The following is a 20,225-nucleotide window of genomic DNA, read 5'->3' as shown; positions in this document are numbered from 1 at the left end:
ACCTCGCCTCCAATGTTCATACCCCCACCACCCTTCCCACCTCCACCGACACCGCCCCGTTATCCTCGCAAACCCTTCCATACACCAAGAGCGGCGCCTGGTCAAACAGCATCCGCCCATACCGTTCATACACCTTCGGGAAAATCACCGTCTCATATAGCGCCGTCTCATCCTCGAAGGTCAGAAAGCTCATTGTAAGCCCATCCTTAGTCCAAACCTCTTTCTGTGTAACCGGCCACCCCAAAAGGCACACATACTGTCCCACATACAGGGCGATAGAGGCAGCCTTAACCCGCCGTAACCCCCTAATCTTATCCTTCCACAGCGCAAGCGGATGGAGCCGCCGCAAAAACCCCAGCGCCCGGTATTCCTCCCATAACTCATCATCACTCGTTTTCCGCTTCACCGGAGCCGGAGCCAGTACAGCCCCCCCGCCAAAGCGATAAACCGGGGTTATCTCCTCAGCAAATAATTCATCCTGCCCCTTACGGCCCGCCCCGGTATGGGCCTTCAACAATTCCCGCGCCTGCAGCGCCCTGGGCAAGCCCTCGGAAATGCCGTCAAACACCCCCGCAGGGCACAGCGCAATAACATCATCCCGCCCCAACCGTACCCGCCGCAAAAAATCCGCCAGAGACCGGAACTCCACGCCCTTCTCCCGCTCCGCAACAATCGCCGCCCCTCCGGAAGCAGACAGCCCCTTTACCGCCATCAGCCCCACAATAACCCGCTTCCCCATGCTGTAGTACCGCCACCGGCTTGCATTCACATCAGGCCCTTCCACATGTAGCCCCATACGGCGGCACTCAGCAATATATGCATGGGGCCGATAGTACCCGCCTTCATTGGAAAGGACCGCCGCCATGAATGCTGCTGGGTAATGAACCCGCAAATAAGCCGATTGAAATGAAACCATAGCATAACTAGCCGAATGGGGCTTACAAAAACTATATCCGTCAAAACTCAACATCATATCCCATATTTTTTGTATCACATCATCAGAAACATTATTTTTCCTGCACCCCTCAAAAAACTGCTTTTCATACGCCGCTAGTTTAACCCCCGCTTTCTTGGCAATAACTTTCCGCAGCCTGTCCGCTTCAACTTCGTCAAACCCCGCCAGCGCAACCGCAGTTTTACTCACATCCTCTTGGTAACAAAGTATCCCGTAGGTCTCATCCAGAATATACGCCAGCCGTGGATGAAGCGGCGCCCATTCCCCGCCCTTTAATCTGCGTACATACTCATTGATAAACTTATTTGCCGCAGGGCGTATAATACTGGAATGGATCACAATATGTTCAAAATCCCCCGCCCCGGTTTTTTTTTGTAATTGCCGCATAGCCGGAGACTCAATGTAGAACACCCCCATAGAATCCCCCCGCGCCAACGCCGCCACGGTAGCCCCATCCTCAATCGGCTGCCAGGTATCCCGGTCAATGCCATTCCCCTGTTCCTCCAGATTTGCCAAGGCATCCCGGATAACCGCCAACGACCGGTTTCCCAACAGATCAATCTTCACGAACCCCGCCGCTTCCGTCCCTTCCTTCTCCCAACTCAACAACGGATACCCTTCACGGGATTTTTCTATCGGCACATAGGTACTAATCTTCCCAGGGGTAATCACCAGCCCCCCGCAGTGCATCCCCATCCCACGGGGCAGCCCTTCAAGCTTCCCCGCAATGGACAGTATTTCTGTCCATAAGGAATCCTTCACGTCAGTCTTATCCCCAAACTGAAACAGCCGCTTCTCAATCTGCGAAATCTCAGCGTCCCCGAACCCGTAGGCTTTTGCCGCCTCCCTGAACGCCGACCGGGGCCGAAACATAGTGTGATTGGCAACCCGTGCGCAGTGTTCAGGCCCAAACCGTTCGATAACCTTTTGTATCAAATCGTCCCGCTCATCCCAGGCAAAGTCCACGTCAATATCAGGCGGGTCAGCCCGGGCCGGATTTAAGAACCGCTCAAAGTACAAATGGTGTTCAATCGGATCAACATTAGTAATCCCAAGCGAATAGGACACAATAGACGCCGCCCCGGATCCTCTGCCGCAAGTCCGGTTGGACCCTCCGAGTCCATTAGCCATCCTCACAATATCATCCATCACCAAAAAGTAAGGCGCAAACCCCTTGCCATCAATAATCCCCAGCTCATACTCTATCCGCTCAAGCTCCCCGTCCCCCAGTTCCCCATAGCGCTTAACCGCCCCCGCAATAACCCGCCGCCGCAATTCGGTGCCAGGCACTACTTCTGCGTACCCCGGAAACACAAACCCGTCAAAAAGCTCATTGTAGGTACACGTCGCCGCAATTTCCGCCGTCCCGGCGATTGCTTCCGGCCATGATAACAGCCGCCGTTCCAGTTCCGCTTCGCTTAAAAGCACATGACTATCTTTCGTAACCGTATCCTCCGGTGACAAGGAGCCGATGGTTTTTCCCAAACCAATAGCCCGTAACACCCGATGAACTTGGTAATCCCCCTTGTCCAGAAACAGGGAGATATCCAGGAAAGCCAGCGGTAGTCCGAGCTTTCGGCTGAGGCTTACAGCCCCAAGGGAATCAGGCGTAATCGCCCCATACAACGCCGGAACCCGCCCCGCCAGTTCCTGCAGCACCGAGCCATCCGCAGACGCCAGAATCAACCCAGCCGCATCCTCCCGCAGTAAATCTAAGGGCCGGTAGCCGCCCTTATCCGAAACCCGCGCCGTCAGAATTTCGCAGAGCCTTGAGTACCCCCGCCTATCCTTCGCAAAACACCAGATCGGTGCCAGGCACCGCTCCGCCAATACCGCCCCAATCACCGGCCGCAGTCCCGCTTCTTTTGCCTTTTCAAGGATGGTATGCAGACCGTAGAGATTATCCCGGTCAGTGATACTGATAACTTTCGTCCCCAGGGCCTTTGCGCGTTCAATAAGCTCCCCCGGCTGCCTAACCCCGTACAGTAGCGAGTAGGCCGAACCAAGCCCCAGCCGTGTAGTAATCATTGGGCCGCCGATACAGGGAGAGCCGGTCCCAGCACCGAGGCCCGCATAAGGCTGTCAATCCCATACCGCCCCCGTATCCTATCCGCCGCCGCCTGGATCTTCCGGTCCCGAATCTCTGGCTCCGGTATAAACAAATCCGGCTCCCATCCCAGGGGCTTGAACCCTCCCAGGGTCAGCGTCATGGACCGGATACGGATGCGCCGGGCAACAATCCGTTTATAGAGTTCCTCCGCACAAGCCCTAATTTCAGTATCCATCACAAAAAGCCGTTTTGCTGTTTTCTCCCCCAGAACCGAAACCCCATCAGAGTACACCACCCGCAGCCCAAGATAAGAGGCCCCCAATTTACCGGATCGCATTTCAAACCCCGTATGTTCCGCAAGGTACACCAGGGCGCCGGCAATACGCTCCCCCTCAATCACGTCTTCCCCAAAGTCCAGCCGCTGCCGGATGGTCCGTTCCCCGGAATCCCCGGCTTCCACAGGCCGCCCGTCTATCCCCCGCGCCCAATCCCTAAGCCGCAGTCCCTGCTTGCCGAACAGGGCCAGCGCTTCCCCGTCCAATAAACCCGCCAATTTCCCAATCTCCCGGATCCCCGTAACCGCCGCCGTCCGCAGCAGCGCCGGGCCGATACCCGGAAGCAGCCGTATATCCTGGTGAGCCAAAAACGCCGCTTCCTCTCCCTCCCGGATATGGATCAACCCCGTGGGCCGAATAGTCCGGGTACCCACCTTGGTAATCACCTTATTGGACCCAAGCGCCGCCGTTGCCGTAATCCCGGCGGCATCGAAAATCTCGTTGCAGATATGGCTTGTTACATCCACCGCTTTCCCGAACAGCCGCCCTGTCCCGCTCAGGTCAAGGAACACATTCCCCGCAGCATCGTTCTCGTACACCGGGGCATACCGTGCAATAATACTGTCGATAATCCCATTAACTTGCCCGTAAGCCGTGGGGTCCGGGGGCAGGGCCTTCAAATCCGCAACCCGCTTTTCCGCCAGGGCCAGGGACATCCCCGGAAAGACACCTGCCTTCATAGCCTCCGCCGACACATCCCACACCAGCGCCCGCCCCCCGGCAGCCCCGGTAATGACAAAGGGCCGCCCCCGCAGCCCCCGGTCCTTCGCCGCCGCCACCGCCGCCCGGAACCCTATCACGTTAAGATGGCTAACGTTCCTCACCCCAGCAGCCCCGCCCTTTGCAATATGGCGATCAGCATTTCCCCATTCCGCACCGCCTGCCCCCGCCAGTGATTGTTGAAGTACACCAGTACCCGATCCGCCTTAACCGCAATCTGCTTAATCCGCCCCGCCCAGGTTTCCAGCTCCGCTTCCGTGTACAGGTAGTCGTACCGGGCCGCCGCATCCGACCCCCACCAGGTTTCGCCGTTCCTGCCATGGAACCGCAAATACGCCAGGGGCGCCGTAACCGTGTCCAGCGCCGGGGGCAGTCCCTTGAGTTCCGGCATATCCAGGGATACCAGGGCGGCGTTCCGGTTACGTAAAGCGTCTATAACCCGGTTGTTGATCCACTCCGCATTGCGGAATTCCACCGCCAGGGGTACATCCGCAAAAAACGATAAAACCTTGTCCAGGTACCGCCGCTGGTCCGGCTCATAGTGGAAGGAGTAGGGGAACTGGAACAGCACCGCCCCCAGCCGCCGGGCTTGCAGAAGCGGTTTCAGGGCCTCCCGGTAGGTCCGGGCATCCCCCTCCCAGGTATCGGGGTTTACCTTGTGGGTCAGGGTTTCGTGGGCTTTTATCGAAAAGGTCAATTCCGGCCCGGTTTCAAGCATATTCGCCAGTTGGGCCGCCGTGGGCATGGTGTAGTAGGCGTAATCGAGTTCCACCGTGGGGAAGCGCCCGGCATACAGCCGCAGATAGTCCGTTTTGGGCGTCCCCTCGGGGTAGACAGGTCCTATCCAATCCGTGTAATGATAGCCGCAGGTTCCAATTTCTATTTGGGTCATAGTTTGGTTATACTATACTAATGTGTAGTATGCAAGGGGAGACAATCGGTTCCAGGTATCTGGTTTATTCACCCCTCGTTTTATCTCCCGTTTTTACTTTTCAATCTCATTGGGAGAGGTTTCATAGTGCTTTTTAACGTGCTTAACAGTTTTTTCAACCGAATCCTGTAGGGCAACAGACAAATCCTTTGTAAATTTGTCCATAAATGCTTGGGTGTCGGTGTGGTTTTCCAGTGTAGAATTCCCTTTATCCGGTTTTAGCAGCTCATAGGCCTCAACTTCAAGGGCTTTAGCCAATTTGGAAAGGGTCAAACCGGAAACCCATGTGTTCCCAGCCTCAATATCAGCAAGAAAATTCGTGGAAAGGTCACTTTTTGCAGCTAAATTGAATTGTGACCATGCCCGCCTTGCGCGGTATTTTTTGATATTCTCGCTTAAAATGCGCCTTAACTCTTGTTCCCGTTCATCAAACTGCTTTTTCATTAATAAATTTTTGGGCTTTACCCTTACCTAATCAATCCGATATTAGGCGTAGTTAAAGTATTGACATTGCCGAAGTAGTGGTCTATAATTCCTTATTGTATAAAGGGGCTATTATGAGAAAAAATTTTGGACCGGGAAAAGTCAAAGTGGTGACAGGCACCTTTGCTCTGCCTTAAAGATTGGAGGCTAAAATGAAAAAATTGAAAGGTGACCATTTAATGATTAGTTGGCATGATAAACAGAATGAGTCGAAAATTGGTTTTGATGGTAAAAATTTTATAATTCAAATGACACTTAATAAACCAGTCCATAATGATTGGAATTGCATAGAGGAAAAAGGTACTATAACTTGCCCCGTAGATGTTCAAAAACAATGTATGACTCAAGGTAACCTTGCACCATGTATTGTGGGATTTGTTGATTTGGAGAAAAAATAATGAAAAAGATATTTTTAGTTTCATTATTTCTATTAATTGCATTTAATGGATTTTCTGAAACTTATGGTCAAATACAAAATCGTTTCAAACTTTGGTACACAGATTCAATGATTCAAAGGGTTAGAACAATTGTAAGTGAAGCAATTGATAAATTCAATCAAAATAAAACAAAAGAAAATTATCTTGAAGTAATACGATCTCATGCTGTGGCTGAAGCATATTGGCAAACTGTTAGAGATACTGCTGAAAAGTTATATGAAATATTTGGAGACAGAATGGGAGATTTCAAATATAATGTTATATTTGAAAGTGCTTCAGATAATTACGATTATTATGATAATAAGACATCAGAATTGATAGAGGATTATCAAACAAGATTTCCAAATGAAGATGGAGCATGGAATTATTGGGCAAATGGTAACTCTTTGTTTTCGGATTATTTTAATACGGCCACAAGACGAATAACTAATTAAAAATATAAATGAAAGTAGCCCAAACTTCGTCTAACGATGCCGTGGAATGAGTATCCATAAAGAAGCCCCTTCTTCGATTTGTGAATGGACCCAAGATTTTAGAGTGAAACAGGGCTTTAAATGTCGCTTCGATCCTCGTTAGGCGAAATTGCCAAGTCGGCATATATATAGATATTGACAAATACTATTTGATGTATATGTTATAAGAAGGTTAGAAAAATTAACATCAAAGGAGAAATGAATATGGCGCATAAATGGGATCACACAATGGATAAAAAGTTGATGACTGAATTTATCATGTACCTCAATAAAGGTTTTCAAAAATTTGGTAGAGACAAATACGCAGACCATGTTTTGTACGCAGCTGTCAGGTATATCACCGATAGTATTGGACAATGTAAAGGGGTGAAAATATCAGAAAAAGCCCAGGAAAACATGATCTCTGCCAAAATAAAAGATCACAAAAAGCCTGCCATACAGTTTTACCAAGAATTTCGGGACAAGGGGGAGTTTTTTTCTGAATCCGATGCCCAGCGCTGGTTTGACCAAGCAGAAATGGTGACCATCACCAAAGAGGAAGATGATGCGTTAACCGAACATGGCTGGCGGGATAAAGATAGGCCTCCCGATGCCTACGAACAATTACAAATAGTGGTAAAGGAAAACTTCGTTAGTGCAAATGAAATTTCTAGTCGTAAAGATTTGGAAATTAACTCCCAAGAAATTAAAGAAGCAGTACCATCTGTCGGAACATTAGGAAAACATGTATTGCCTAATGATTTGTATAAATATATAACGCATCCCATTGTAAGAGATTTATTTGTCAAGTGGATCAATAGGGTATTAGATATTGATAAAAGAATTAGACTAACTTCTAGTTCTGCAAAATTGGATTGGCATTTGGACCTAAGTGACAAAAGATTGGTAGATATTAATTTCCGAAGAGATTTTTTTCTGGTACATATTAAATGCATTTCCCCTGAGGTACATTTTAAAATTGATTCATTGGAAAATGCAGATGTAGCTTATAAAAAAATATTAGAAAGGGTCAAATAAAAACCGGCAACTTCGCCTAACCTGACAACGCAAGGGTGCCTGGCACAACATCATAAACTTAAGCCTCAAAAGCTCGGTTTCTGGTTACATTTATATTTGTTGAAATAGTTCCATTTACGATGTGCACTCTTTGACTCGCGGACCGGTACTATGTTTTTTTCCATGTCGGCCATGAGCCCTCTGAACATTACGTCCTTCTTGACATTGTCTTCCTCCAATATCAATCGGATACATTGTTCCTTGAACAATCCTATAGCGATGTTTTCATTTATTCGTACCTCATACCGGAGTCCTTTCTTTTTGGCTCTCTTAACTGCTTTCCTCTCCGCTATCGTTATTAAATCATGGGTCATGTTAAAGACCAGCGCCTGTGCCCAAAAGTCCTGTTCCACATAGATACTCGCTTTTCCTGTCACGCTCTCAAACTTCATCTTGTTTTTCAGGGTATGATATTTCTTCTCTATCTCCCAGCGCTTCCGGTACAGCCGCCGTATTGCTTCCGCCCCGATGCTTTTAGGCAGATTCGTTATCAACGCACCGTCTTCATCGAAACCAAATCGCGCCTTCACTATCCGTGCGCGGGTTGACCCCTGCAGTTCCAGTTCCGCGGCTCGTTTGAGCGCTTCTTCCTTCAAATTCCTCAGCCGGTTCTTCGTGTGTTGAAGTTCCACCCATTCATCCCGGCTCCCCATCCCATCAACCTCTGCCTTATAATTTCTCTTATGAAGCCGAATCAGGTAGTTTACCCCGGCTTTCTCTAGGTAATTGATGAATTCTAATGATACATAATTCCGGTCAAAAATAAGCAGTACCGGACGGTTCCCCACTATTTGCCTTATCGCTTTTATATGTTCTTTCCCCTCCTCTTTCTCGCTGCTTGTGAAATGGTGTATCCCGATATCCAGAAAAAACCGATTGTATACGTCATAGAGGCCGCTGAAATTTGCCCGTGCCACCGCTTTCCCATACTGGTTTTCGCTTTCCCCATAGGTCTTCCGGTTCTCCTCAGAATTCGGTATCTCCACCCGGCTCCCATCCACTGCCAGTACCAGATATCCATTCCAAAGTTTTGCTTCGTCCGTTTCGTAATAATCACGCAGATATTCCCGGTTCAGAACTTTGAACACCTCCGGGTTTAATTTCCGCCGCTGTTTCAGATAATCCTGTTTGCTTACTGTTTGTTCCACCTTGTCCGCCATCTGAAAATACTGCCGTATTTCCATGGTCGCACTCAAGGCCTTCCTCCCAAGGATGCACGCCAGCATATCTCCCAGGGGCATATCCCGTTTTCGGGTCCAGCTGCTCTCATCTCCGGCTATCCGTGCTGTGCCTTTCAGCTTTTCGCTATAAATCCGTGCCTGCAATTTCCCAAACCGCTTTATCCCCTCCCAGTCTGCCATAGATCCCCTGTTTCCAGTATCGTAGGCTTCCCTTTATCCCTTAAGTTTATGATGTTGGGCCTGGCACCGGAAATGTCTAGTGTCCCTCGTACAAGGGACACTACCAATAGCGTTACCTTCCACCGCATCCGAGGATAAAACGGCCTTGACCCCCCAGGAATTACTTATGTTATTATAAATAGGCAGCTTATCTCCCTTGGGGTGCTGCTTCGGTAAGCCTTTATTATTTTTATAACAAGAATAGGTTGACTATGTATAAAGAATTTTATTTTCTTCTTGATAAAACCACAAAAATACCCGTTGATTTGAGTGAAAACTGGGGGCATGGGCCTGATGCTTATCCAGACCTTAGCGCAGGTTTTGATTTTCCTATTAATTCTGTAGGTGGTAGAGATGGTTTGAACCTGGCATGGCGGGCTCAAGAAATATTCAAACACGATTACGGTATTAAAAAGCATGGTAAAGAAGTCAGAGAATTTGAAAAGGCACATCATATAACATATCATCTTGTTGATGATGCTGGCAAAGAAACTATATTTACCTATTTTAAGGAAATGGAGCATTATTGGAAATAGGGGAAACTGTGCCACCCACTGTGTAACCCCGGGCTTTTTTCGCTATCGTCAAGCTAATACAAAAAAAATATTTTCTCCATTAAAGCAAAATCCATATAAAAACCTTATTTTACCGAATGCTCTTATGCACAGAAAAACTATGTTTGTTGCAGACAGTATCAGTGGCAACGCAAGTGTTGCCTAAAACCAATTTATTTTAGTTTCTCTCAATCGAGGAATACTACCAGTAGCAATATGGTACATTAGCGTTTATACAGCGGGTATGAGGAAATAGGTAAAATTCGTATAAACTTTGTTATGTGCAATTTTTACACAACAAGAGAAGACACCCGGCCCTCCAGGTGACGGGCTAAGAAAGATATTAAAACGCTTGACATAGTAAAATTTTAATATCATAATAACAATGAAAAGGGAGATTTAATGCACCCAGATTTTGAAGCAATTTATAATAATTTAATATCTTTGTTGCAAGATGATATACCAGAATTATGTGAACTTTCTCCGTCTGGAAGAAATTATCAACCTTTTCCCAAAATGAGGAAAGTTCACCATTTTGAATGGGGTTTTCCCGGACATGGTGCGATAAAGAAATATTTTATGATTCAAATTCATTTTGAAAATGATAAAGAAGAAACAAATTTATATTATTTAAATAAAGTTATAGTTAATAAAGAGAAAATCGAAAATGAAACAGGCGAAGGAGTAATTATTGAGGAACATTGGGATCCGGGAGAAAAGTACGCCTCACGAATGTATATTAAGAAAGATATATCAAAATATGGTAATAATTTACTTTCTGAAGATTTTTTGCAATGGGCCAAAAGAACAACATTAATATTTTATAAAAATGTTAATGGGTTATTATAAAAAAAGAAGGGCAACGCAAGGGAATAAAAAGGTGCCAGGCACCATAATGGAGAAAAGTCTCTATAATACAATGGAGCATAAAGGATTATAATGTATACACTAGTAAAAAAAAGCCAGGCCAAAAATGTCCGATAATATTACCATTATGCAAGGTCCCTGGATTGCCGACCTCACCGCCATGACATGCCGCCACTTAACCAATAATATGATATTACAATTCGTCAAGGACGGAAAATTCCTTAAACCCGAAATTAAAGATATGCCGCTAAAATTATTATCCTCCATTGCCAAAAAGAAAACTGATGTTTCCTATTTGGAAAAACTCATAGAAGAAGGCAAAAATGTTTTCCTCCGCGCCTACTTTGAAACCAAAATAGAAAACAGCCCTAAGCCATTATAGTCACAGAACAAAATATCGGCACCCAAATGGGGAGAAGATTCTCCCCATCGCTCCAAACCTTCGGTTTTCCGCTACCCCTCTCTGCGGGGGTACCCCGCAACGCCCACCTAGTAGAAAGAAATTGCTAGGCAATTTCAATATCATTTACCTTCGCAAATATTGCAAAACAATTTCAGAGAATATTTTGCCCATATAAACCCTATTCCCCGGCTCCCTTTTGGCATGCCCCTTGCTTATCTGCCCTTGAGGGGCAGGCAAGGGTCATGCCAACCCCCTACGGGGGCCAGGGCTAACGCCGGACACCGCTTACAAAACCCTGTCCCACCTTCCAGGTTTCCAAGACCCTTCGGGATTTTTTTTGCCCCCGGTGGTGGGACCCTGGGGGCAGCAACCGTGAGCCCCCAGGGTCCCACCACCTCAATAGGGGCAAAAAAAAGGGGGGGGACCGGGGGGACGGCGGCGTTGTCCGTCCGGTACTATCGCTATTTCATATAGGGGGTATTTTCATGCTTAGAAAATTCTATCTAGCTTCGGTCCTCGTTTTCCCTTGCCAGTTTGAACGGGTCCACTGTTGCCCATATTTCTCCACGGTAAAAGCTTACACCTTGCCTAGTCCTTCCTTGTCAGCCGTCGGTAACTACTACACCGCAAAACGGTATTTCCGCCGCAAAAATAGCGCCCAAAAATGGGCAGTGTTCATGGTCCGTACTTACACCAAAGGCCCCCGGGGAAATCCCCTGTTATCAGGGGGGCAGCTTACTTTGTTTTAGTCGCTCATTCCCCGGTCCTAGCTATCAGGGGTTATTTCTTTTTAAGAGGTATTTCTATGTTAGAGGAAGAAGATGAAGAATTTGTTACCCAAGCCGGGATTGACGCCCGCAGGTCCAGCCAGCCAGTTTCCGCCGCTCCAATTAGGGCCAGAAAAACCACCCCAGGTCATAAGCCCTATACCCCGCAGTTTTCAGAATTAGCTACCGTATCTGTCCGGCGCCTTGCCTGGGCACTAGGGAAAAAAATGCCTGCTGCAGTAGATCACATGGTCCAATTACTGGTAGCGGTTTACAAACCCGCTTCAATTTGTGGTCATTGTCAGGATAAATCAAAATGTCAAAAGTGTATTTTCAGCCAGCCGCCATTTGAACTGTCAAACGTAACTTTGTAACGCCATCCCCCCGCTTATGCGGGGGATATTTCCTATAAGGAGAAACTATGAAAATCAATTTTGAAATAGCCGATGAACTATCCATCATCATCCCTCGTAGCCAGTTACTGGTAACTGCCGCCAATCCCGAAACCTATGCCGATCCAATAGAACGGCTTGCGAAGCAGCTTGAAAAATGCCCCAGGCTTTACGAGACAGACAGCAAAGACGAACATCTCGCCATCTTCCATTACTTCTATGGCGGAACCGATATTTTCATTTGTGAGTACGACCGGGAAGATACCATGTTCGGCTATACCATTCTGAATGATGACCTTGAAATGTCCGAATGGGGCTACACCAGCGTTTCTGAAATCTGCCGTATAGCTCCCTTAAATATTGATTATTGGTTTGGAGAACAGACAATTGAGGCCGCACTATACCAGCGCAATCCCGATTATTTCAGAAAACCTATATCAGTGTAATAAACAAAGGGACAATCCGGATAATCTCCGGACGGTCCCTTCCCAATTCTTCATTCCTAATTTTTATGGATTACCCACCGCTGGGGGCTTTTTTAGGTTATGCTGTTCGGGCTTTTACCAGTTCCGGCATAAAAACCCGCTCCGCTTCCCCGAGCTGCCGCCCGAGATATGCCGCCCCGCCTGGATGCCGTGCCAGGGAAGAAAGTAACGTCAACGGCACATCATCAATTTTACCGTTAATGCCGCTCTCCGTATCAGTAAACCGAACCATGATCCGGTTAGAAAGATTCCTACACGTCATCTTTTCAATATCTATATCCCATTTATTGATTATCATAACCCTTTTCTCCTATTTTCCTTTATTCGGGTTTTGTTTTCAGTATAACCATATTCCCCGATGGCCTGGTAACGAGGAACCCGTCCCGCTTGCGGAACCGCAGGAACAACTCCCCGTACTCCATTGATTCCGTAGTCCCGTCAAACTTCTTGATCTCGATCCCTTTGCGATTCCCGTGCTGGATGCGCTTCGGATTCATAAAGATCGCAAAGGGAGTATCGTTTTCAACTGCCCCAAGCTGCGGCATGATAGAAACCTCATGATACGGATACAGATCGAGCTTGCCCGGCATAGCTTCCGTAGGCCGCCTCCATATTGGCCGCCCGTCAGCGTCCTCGATGTTAGCAATATGGTTTAATACCGTTTCATGGAGGAACCACGCACAATCCTTGCGCTCCTCCGCAGGAACCCGGTAAACCGCATCCCGGAAATCCTTCCAGGTCAGCGCGTTAATATCCGCCCCGGCAATCTCTACCTCCACCGTCCCATCAGCCGCCAGAGCCCCGGTAAAAGGATCCTCATCGGCCAGCAGACATTGACGATCAAACTCCTGACCATACGATTCTATGAACTCCTCCACAAACATGGCGCCCAGGTCGGTAAAGACATCTTCTTCGAATTCATCAAACCAGGGAATAAACCCCGCCAGGGTATACGCCTTGAGTTCTACCCGCTGCGCCCCCTGGGGCTTGCTCCCCGTAATCTGCTGTCCATAAGCGGTAAGCCAATGCAACTGCACCCCGCCCCGGTCCCGAGTAGGAAGGAAGATAGACGGCCCCATCATCGGACGATGACGCACCAGATTCATCATCACCGATTTTTTGGCGGCATCTTGCATAATCTCATTTTCATAAATGGGATTGATCAGGTACTGATCATTGGTAGCCATATTTCCCATCGGTTCCCCCAGGGCTGCCCGGTCTACCTTCCAACCTTTTTCCCCCCAGGACACATCCTTCGGGTTCGTCCAGTTATCCGCCTTGAGGTTCGGCGAAAACGACAAATCGGCAAGGGCCTTATGGTTCCCCGCCCACGCCGCCGCAATCCCTTTACCAAGGGCATAGTACAGTTCCCGCCGGGTAAGCTCCCGAGGGTTCGCCGCCTGCCCCTTCAGGTTATCCCGCAGTTCCTTAACCGTACTTTTCAGGGCTTCCGTTTCATCCCCATACTGGATAGACAAGGCTTCACAAAGTTTGAAAATATCCTCGATGATAATTTCCTTTTCCGCAAAGTATGCCGCCGCCTTCGCCGGATCACTAAACCCGGTCTTTTCGATTTTCGCCATAGCCGCCAATTTTGCTTTTACAGCCTTAATCAGTTCATCCATATACCACCCCACTAAAATATAGTATTACTGTCTAAGACGGCAACGCCGCCCCGTAAATCCCCGCCTATACCCCCACAGCACCTCCCATAAAACCGCCCCAAAATTGCCGGGCCGCAGTTAAATCAATAGGAATTACTTCCCCATCAGAGGAGGTAAATGATTTCCGCAACGCATAAGGGTTCGCCGGAACATTGCAAATACTGAATTCCAAAAGCTCCTGTTTACGGAATATTAAGGTAGTCCCATCCTCCGCAGCTTGCTTGTCAGGCAGCTCGATTTCCAACACCCGGAACCCCACGGAACCGGCCCGAATTACCCCAGCTTTAACCCGCTCCCCGATAGACCACCCGAAGGGATCATAGTCCTTGTTATTAAAGATGATGGAACCGTGTAAGCCCGTGTCATCAGCGTGGAGCCCATCGGCCCTGCCAATCGCCGGAATATCGTAGCGGTGAGCCCACTCAATAACCGGGTTTTGCAAGTACCGCTTGAAATCCCATCCAGCCGGATCAACCCGCTCATCGTATCGGTCCAGATCAAAAGTAGAGAAGGTCCACGCCACGGCGCTTTCCTGTCCTTCCCCATCCTTCACAAAGGCTGCAAAAGGAACCGCGCAAACACATTCCAGCCCCAGATCGTTGACCACTTTTTTCCCGCCCTCCGTTGGATGGAGCCCCAATTCCCCCCGCAGAAACCCCAGCAGCCCCGCCCGGTCCTGCACCTGAAATTCCCCGCCCTTATTCCTCAGAATCACCATACACCCCCTTTTTCATCATGCTCCCGCCTTCCCCGAAGGCCGCCTTCAACAATTCTTCCGGGCTTATTAGACCCATATATAATGCAAACAGTAAAAGCTGGACCGCATTTTTTATCCCGCACTTTTTGTAAATACGGCTCTTATAATTCTTCACCGTTTCATAGGTCAAATGTAACAGTCCGCTAATCTCATCAGCCGTTTTTCCCCGGCTCAATAAACGCATCAGTTCCATATCCTGCACAGTCAATTCCTGGTGTTTAAGTTCCCCCAGGCGGTAATCCGCAAAATGTTCCGTTATTTCTTCCGGAAAATAGTCTTTCCCCTCAAGCAGTTTCCGGTATCCCATTAAACAAGACTCAAGACCGTTACGATAATTCAAGTATCCCACCGCCCCCAGGTTATAGAAACGCTCCACTTCCTGACATACCATCTTTTCGAAACTAAAAATAGCAAAACGGATCTTTTCATTTTTCCCCTTCAAATCCGCCACCAAATACGGCGTAGCAATATCCAGAAAGTTCGATTCAAGAAACACCAGCCGCGCCTGGTACCGTTTTATTTTTTCCTTCAAATCCTCCAAATCAGAAGCAAGCAGTATCGGTTCCATGAGGGTAACCTGCTCAACATTTTTGCGAATATATTCTGCAATCGGTACCGAAGTACTCGCCACAATAATATTATTCGCCATGCTCTTTCCCGGCATTATCACCGGACTGCAAATCCACAGGCACAAGGTTTTTAGGCCGGTACCACTTATCGCCCCAGGACTTAGGTTCCTTCCCACGCTCTTTCAAAACATCGTTAATCGTCTTTAGTCCGGCAGTAATCTCCGCAATGTCCCGGCTGCTTTGCGCGTCCTCACTTTCCTGCAGTTCGGGAATATCCCGCAGATCAAAAATACCTTCTTCCCGTAATCCAAACCGGGCAAAAAATTTCGTCTCCAAAATATTTTCAAATTGTTTCAGAAGCGGAATAATTGTGTATTGCCAGAACGCCCGGTGTTGTTCCGCCGTATCCTTACCGGATAGGGAGGAATTTTTTTCATACATATTGGCTACCCGTGGAGGGATGCCATACTTCGCAAGTATCGTGTAAAGGTTCCACCGTTTAAGCTCAAACAGTTTCACCACTTCCGGAGAAAAACTTAACGCTTCAAAGGAAGTCCCCCGCCCCAATACGGCAATATTCCGGTTCGCCCGTATCGAGCCGTATTTGCTCTCCCAGCGCCGTTCCAATGCGTCAGCTTCCTCCGGCCTGATAGTCTGGTCAGTTTTCAGGATACCCTGGGGAATGGCGTTGTTTTTCAGTAATTGCGAATTCGCCTTATTTGCGTAAAAGTCCTGTTCCAGTTCCAGGGCCAGGGCTGCCAGTGGATTAACCCCCCGCACCGGATCAAATGGGTTCCAATCCCGAAAATGAATAATCTCATCAGGTAAGAGAGGGAGTAAGGCAACATCAGTTTGATAAAACCAACGCCGGGATTTCCCCGTAAAATCATTTTTTACATCCAACCCATTGTATCCTTCGTGCCGCACCCTTCGCGGGTCAAGGATATATAAAGCTTTCGGCAGACCACCAGCGTAATCCGGTCCAAACCACCAGAACGCTTCTCCTTCCAGGAGCCACCATGCCGCTGTTTCCTTCCACAAGTCGTAGCGGCTCATGGAAGAAGAAGGTCTCCTGAAAAGCTCATACAGCGGTCCGCTCGTTATCTCGCTGCCCCCCCGCACCAAGATGAACGAAGCCCGTGCAATGTTGCGAATCAGAATCCCAACCGCAATATTTACCCACGCATTTTGTATATACCCATTTCCGGTAAACCTGTATTGATAATTGTCAGGATTGTCAAGAAGAAAATCTTTTTCCATGACATTTGTCACTACCCCATGACTTTTCTGTTTATGAAAAAAGAAATCCCGGATACTCCTCATTGCGCGATAACTCCCTGCTGGACATCGGAGAAAACCGCATATCGGAGCGCATCCATAAAATGGTCATTAACCTTTACAATCTCCCCCGCTTCATCCCGGCAGTAGTCCCATATCTCAGAAAGGACCCCGGTACAACCATCAGCAACAAAAAATTGCCCCCGTTCTATCTTCGCGTTGATAAAATCAATCCCGCTTTCAACACTGTTATTAGCCTTAATACCTCCGGTAATTTCTTGTATCCGTTCACCCCCAGCCGGATCGCAGTACACCGGAAAACCGAAACCACCAGGCCCCAGGTCAAACCAATGCCGGGCGGATAATTCTTCGTTAAAAGATTTCGTAGTCATGTTGAAAGCGCCATAATCGGCGAGAACATAAATACTATCCCCAACCCACCCGATCTTTACATTGGTAATGTTCAGTCCAAAATCCTGCCCCGCAGCAATCCGGTCATATTCGGCAGGCATACCCGCCGCTTGTAAAATCATCGTTTCGTCAAACAGTTCGTAAATAACCCCTTCCGCTTTTACCCAGGAACCATCCCGGAATCGCGCCTTCTGTTTTTCCGGCAGCGCGTCCAGCACATCAGAAATATAGTCATCCGGCAAATGCTCCCGGTTATCAGCCGGGTTAAGCAGCATCGAGGCATACAGTTCCGGCCGAGCCAGCGGTTCCCCGTTCAAAAACTGTTGCTTGCGAATAAAAATCCTATACGCCCAATGTAAAGGGCTGCCAGGGTTGCAGTCATACAGAAACAAATTCCGGCACCCCGGTACCCGCATAGCCAGCCGGGAATAGGCCGTAGTAACCGAAATATAACTAAGCTGCGAAATCTCGTTAAAATAAATCGTGTTATATTCATGCCCCAGGATTTTATCAGCCTGTTCCCGGTCCCCCAGGCCCCCAATCCAAATCTCCGACCCATTAAAAAGAGTAATCATGTTTTCATGGGCCAGATAGTTATACCGGTTACTGCCCACCGTATTGGTAAGCGCCGGCAAAAGCGTTTCCCGCAGCACCGAGGACCGGGCATCCTTCGCCCGGTACCGGCAAATCAAATGCCGAGACCCCGCAAAGCGTATCGCCCGGTACACAATCACCATCACTAAGACCGTAGTCTTGCCACTCCGGGACCCGCCAAACAGCAGTATATGTTTCGCCCCGCCCTTTACCAGCTTTAACGCTTGCCGCTGTACCGGAGTAGGCTTAAACACCGTCATACTCAAAGTCCCTCAAAATCCGGGAGAAACGTAATCTGCCCGTTCTTATCGACCGGTCCCTCCGGCTTGTCCTTCCCGGTAACAAGCCCCGCAGCTTCCCGCTCCGCACGTATCGCCGTGGAAACCCACTCCGTTACCGTCCCCTGCGCCAAATCCGCCGGATCCATCAGGTCAAGTTTCTTTTCAACCACCCGCAGCATTTTCCCCGTAACTGCCCGGTGGACTTTCCCTTGTTCCTCAATGGTTTTCCGCAGCTCCGCCTGTTTCAGCTTATCCAGGTAACTGTCATAATCCGCCGCCCGTTCCCGCCACCGGAACGCCGCCGCCCAGCCCCGCCAGAGCCGGTATTTCTTCCCCCGCTTTTTTTCATCTCCCTCCGCAGTTTCCACCGCCTTGCGGATATTCCGATCCGGCCCAAAATCCCGGAAAGCGCAGAACGCCGCAAACGCCCCCGCACTCTCCCCGGTCAGCCGCTCCCAGGACTCAAACGGCAGAATCGCCGCCAAGGCATCGTGATGCCATGCTTCTTCGATAACTTTATTTATGTCCGTCATCATCCACCCCATTGGAACCGCAGTCTGTTTCCTGCCCGGTAAACAATTCCGGTATCTTTTCGCTTTCCCCCTTCCCGGACCGAAGCTCCGCAGCATCCCCGCCTTTCATGCCCCTGTTGATCCATGCCGCAATCTCAGAAGGTCGAAACCGCAAACCGCCCCCCACCTTGATATAGGGAATCGTGTCTTTCAACACAAACTTGCGAATCGTACAAACCTTGAATTGGGTAATCCGGGCCACATCCTGAATCGTCATCAAGTCCTCGATGACAATCATCTTTTCCGCCCAAACCGTTTTCGCTTTATCCATGCCCACACTTTCGCCTGAATTTTGCCTATTGGATATTTCACAAAGGTAATTTTTTGATGACTTTTTGACGCCGGAGCAAAAAAAACGCCCCCGGTTTCCCAGGGACGTTCACAACTCTTTGTATAAATCCTAGACGGCGCTATTCTCCGTTACGTCACGCTCCCGCATTTTTCGGTTGACCACTTCCGCAATAACAGAAAAATCCACCCGTTCAAGCCACGCTATAGGATCCCCCGTTTCCGAGGGTGCCACCACATTAAGCACCTGGATATTGACTGCCCCGCCCGGCATTGAGCCCGGAGCCGGTATCTGTACCGGGACAGGAGCCTCCGGTTTCTGGTCCATCATCTTTTCCTGCAAGGCTTTCACATCCGTAAATTGAGAACCATCGAAATGGGTGTAATGCTTTTTCATAGCTTGAGTAGTATGACCTGTCAGTGCCATTACCTTGTCATCAGATACATTTGCCATCAGGAGGAAGGTGTTGAAGAAATGCCGCCAACCGTGCATATGCAGCCCCCGTTTTGTTTGTACATCGCGGGCAATCCCTATCTTTTCCAGTGCCCGGTGGTACTCAATCGTTACACAAGCCCGCGATACCGGCTTTGGAGCATTAGGTCTCCAAACGAAAACAAACCCATCCCCGTTCTTCGCAATAAGCTCCCGAAGGTCATCCTCAACCCCCTTGGGGATAGGAATATACCGGGGCTTTTTCGTCTTAACATTCCGGTAGCCATAATTATCAAATTGTTTTCTGACATACACATAGCCATTACATACATACTTGGCTTTCAGCCCCAGCAGTTCCCCCAGCCGCATACCCGTACAAGCCGCTAGCTTATTCAGCACATAGTAAAATTTTTTAGTCCATACATCTTCCCAATTTTCAGGAAACAGCCGCTTCACTTCTTCCGGAGTAAGGATAGTCATTTCCTCCTGATCCTCCATATCATCCTCCTCCTCATTCTCTTTTTTGGCCGAGCCAAGCTTTTGTACCACATCAAAAGGGTTGGATGGAATAATCCGCAATTTCCGGTGAGCGTAGGTAAACATAGTCCTGAAAATGTTGAAAGCAGTATTGGCCGTATTCTTTTTAAAACCCTTATCCAACAGGGAAATGAGCCAGTTATCAATCATGGTATCGGTAATCAGGTCAATGCGGGCCTTTTCAAAGTACGGCAGAATATATTGTTTCAGGGTATAGTTGGCAGTATCAAGGTATCGCTGGGTAAGTGCGTTCCGGGCATTTCGGCTCTTGGTATAACGGCACGTCTCGAAATCCCACCACCCTTGAGCAAACTCCCCAAAGGTCGGTTTTTTCTCTTTTTCCGGCATCAGCTTTCCAGCCTTCAGCAACTGGTTGCAAAACTCCCTTGCCGCCGTTTTGGTCGTTTTCCCCGTGGAATGGCCGCACAGCCGTTTTCCGTTTTCATCGTACATCTGATAATAAAAGACCACCCCCGCCGGTGTCTTCCGCTGGTACAGTGAATAAGATTCCCTTACTCGCATGGTTAAACCCC

22 protein-coding genes are annotated in these 20,225 nt (G+C 48.6%); 8 read left to right on the top strand and 14 right to left on the bottom strand.

Annotated features, from left to right (window positions below):
- Positions 1-16: 16 nt before the first annotated feature.
- The 4 genes from LQZ19_RS07350 to LQZ19_RS07335 form a co-directional block, all read right to left on the bottom strand.
- A complete protein-coding gene (locus LQZ19_RS07350; RefSeq protein ID WP_486401703.1) occupies positions 17-2,980 on the bottom strand; it encodes a DNA polymerase III subunit alpha in 2,964 nt (987 codons plus the stop codon).
- A complete protein-coding gene (locus tag LQZ19_RS07345; RefSeq protein WP_411047020.1) occupies positions 2,980-4,164 on the bottom strand; it encodes a DNA polymerase Y family protein in 1,185 nt (394 codons plus the stop codon). Before LQZ19_RS07345 ends, LQZ19_RS07350 begins: the two co-directional genes overlap by 1 nt.
- Positions 4,161-4,952, bottom strand: coding sequence for a DUF72 domain-containing protein (locus LQZ19_RS07340; RefSeq protein ID WP_411047019.1), 792 nt, complete (start codon positions 4,950-4,952; stop codon positions 4,161-4,163). The genes LQZ19_RS07345 and LQZ19_RS07340 overlap by 4 nt, the downstream gene beginning before the upstream one ends.
- 93 nt (positions 4,953-5,045) lie before the next feature.
- The gene (locus LQZ19_RS07335) at positions 5,046-5,435 is read right to left on the bottom strand and encodes a helix-turn-helix domain-containing protein (RefSeq protein WP_411047018.1); all 390 of its coding nucleotides are present in this window, start codon (positions 5,433-5,435) and stop codon (positions 5,046-5,048) included.
- A gap of 191 nt (positions 5,436-5,626) precedes the next feature.
- Between LQZ19_RS07335 and LQZ19_RS07330 the strand changes: the two genes are divergently transcribed.
- The 3 genes from LQZ19_RS07330 (at position 5,627) to LQZ19_RS07320 (ending at position 7,401) form a co-directional block, all read left to right on the top strand.
- Entirely contained in the window at positions 5,627-5,872 is a 246-nt protein-coding gene (locus LQZ19_RS07330; RefSeq protein WP_411047017.1) for a hypothetical protein, read from the top strand.
- Positions 5,872-6,345, top strand: coding sequence for a hypothetical protein (locus tag LQZ19_RS07325; protein WP_411047016.1), 474 nt, complete (start codon positions 5,872-5,874; stop codon positions 6,343-6,345). The genes LQZ19_RS07330 and LQZ19_RS07325 overlap by 1 nt, the downstream gene beginning before the upstream one ends.
- Before the next feature lie 243 nt (positions 6,346-6,588).
- A complete protein-coding gene (locus tag LQZ19_RS07320; protein ID WP_411047015.1) occupies positions 6,589-7,401 on the top strand; it encodes a hypothetical protein in 813 nt (270 codons plus the stop codon).
- 65 nt (positions 7,402-7,466) lie between these two features.
- Here the strand turns inward: LQZ19_RS07320 and LQZ19_RS07315 are convergent, their stop codons facing one another.
- On the bottom strand, positions 7,467-8,801 hold the full coding sequence (locus LQZ19_RS07315; RefSeq protein ID WP_411047014.1) for an IS4 family transposase: 1,335 nt from the start codon (positions 8,799-8,801) through the stop codon (positions 7,467-7,469).
- A gap of 251 nt (positions 8,802-9,052) precedes the next feature.
- Here LQZ19_RS07315 and LQZ19_RS07310 point away from each other — a divergent pair, with 251 nt between their 5' ends.
- The 5 genes from LQZ19_RS07310 to LQZ19_RS07290 all read left to right on the top strand — a co-directional run bounded on the left by LQZ19_RS07310 (position 9,053) and on the right by LQZ19_RS07290 (position 12,269).
- Positions 9,053-9,376 (top strand): hypothetical protein, encoded by a 324-nt coding sequence (locus LQZ19_RS07310; RefSeq protein ID WP_411047013.1) that lies wholly within the window; start codon positions 9,053-9,055, stop codon positions 9,374-9,376.
- A gap of 420 nt (positions 9,377-9,796) precedes the next feature.
- Positions 9,797-10,243: a hypothetical protein gene (locus LQZ19_RS07305; RefSeq protein ID WP_411047012.1), complete on the top strand. Its 447-nt coding sequence runs from the start codon at positions 9,797-9,799 to the stop codon at positions 10,241-10,243.
- Positions 10,244-10,388: 145 nt separating this feature from the next.
- Positions 10,389-10,643, top strand: coding sequence for a hypothetical protein (locus tag LQZ19_RS07300; RefSeq protein ID WP_411047011.1), 255 nt, complete (start codon positions 10,389-10,391; stop codon positions 10,641-10,643).
- An 826-nt stretch (positions 10,644-11,469) separates the two neighbouring features.
- The gene (locus tag LQZ19_RS07295; RefSeq protein ID WP_411047010.1) at positions 11,470-11,805 is read left to right on the top strand and encodes an SARP family transcriptional regulator; all 336 of its coding nucleotides are present in this window, start codon (positions 11,470-11,472) and stop codon (positions 11,803-11,805) included.
- 47 nt (positions 11,806-11,852) lie between these two features.
- A complete protein-coding gene (locus LQZ19_RS07290; protein WP_411047009.1) occupies positions 11,853-12,269 on the top strand; it encodes a hypothetical protein in 417 nt (138 codons plus the stop codon).
- A 97-nt stretch (positions 12,270-12,366) separates the two neighbouring features.
- Here LQZ19_RS07290 and LQZ19_RS07285 read toward each other — a convergent pair whose 3' ends face one another.
- From LQZ19_RS07285 to LQZ19_RS07245, 9 genes are all read right to left on the bottom strand, one after another.
- Entirely contained in the window at positions 12,367-12,606 is a 240-nt protein-coding gene (locus tag LQZ19_RS07285; protein ID WP_411047008.1) for a hypothetical protein, read from the bottom strand.
- A 22-nt stretch (positions 12,607-12,628) separates the two neighbouring features.
- Positions 12,629-13,933, bottom strand: a complete 1,305-nt coding sequence (locus tag LQZ19_RS07280; RefSeq protein ID WP_411047007.1) for a phage major capsid protein — start codon at positions 13,931-13,933, stop codon at positions 12,629-12,631.
- 64 nt (positions 13,934-13,997) lie between these two features.
- Positions 13,998-14,690: an HK97 family phage prohead protease gene (locus LQZ19_RS07275; protein WP_411047006.1), complete on the bottom strand. Its 693-nt coding sequence runs from the start codon at positions 14,688-14,690 to the stop codon at positions 13,998-14,000.
- The gene (locus LQZ19_RS07270; RefSeq protein WP_411047005.1) at positions 14,671-15,378 is read right to left on the bottom strand and encodes a response regulator transcription factor; all 708 of its coding nucleotides are present in this window, start codon (positions 15,376-15,378) and stop codon (positions 14,671-14,673) included. Before LQZ19_RS07270 ends, LQZ19_RS07275 begins: the two co-directional genes overlap by 20 nt.
- Positions 15,368-16,558 (bottom strand): phage portal protein, encoded by a 1,191-nt coding sequence (locus LQZ19_RS07265; protein WP_411047004.1) that lies wholly within the window; start codon positions 16,556-16,558, stop codon positions 15,368-15,370. The genes LQZ19_RS07270 and LQZ19_RS07265 overlap by 11 nt, the downstream gene beginning before the upstream one ends.
- 59 nt (positions 16,559-16,617) lie before the next feature.
- On the bottom strand, positions 16,618-17,841 hold the full coding sequence (locus tag LQZ19_RS07260; protein WP_411047003.1) for a phage terminase large subunit: 1,224 nt from the start codon (positions 17,839-17,841) through the stop codon (positions 16,618-16,620).
- Between the two features lie 2 nt (positions 17,842-17,843).
- Positions 17,844-18,395 carry a hypothetical protein gene (locus LQZ19_RS07255; protein WP_411047002.1) on the bottom strand — a complete coding sequence of 184 codons (552 nt, stop codon included), beginning with the start codon at positions 18,393-18,395 and terminating at the stop codon, positions 17,844-17,846.
- Entirely contained in the window at positions 18,379-18,705 is a 327-nt protein-coding gene (locus LQZ19_RS07250; protein ID WP_411047001.1) for a helix-turn-helix domain-containing protein, read from the bottom strand. Before LQZ19_RS07250 ends, LQZ19_RS07255 begins: the two co-directional genes overlap by 17 nt.
- A gap of 129 nt (positions 18,706-18,834) precedes the next feature.
- Positions 18,835-20,225: tyrosine-type recombinase/integrase (locus LQZ19_RS07245; protein ID WP_411047000.1), on the bottom strand; the 1,391-nt coding region annotated here is incomplete at its 5' end.

The sequence above is a fragment of the Treponema primitia genome (assembly GCF_046533075.1).
Lineage (GTDB): Bacteria > Spirochaetota > Spirochaetia > Treponematales > Breznakiellaceae > Termitinema > Termitinema primitia_B.
Note: the sequence above shows the minus strand (reverse complement) of the source record. Positions and strands in the feature narration are given on the sequence as shown.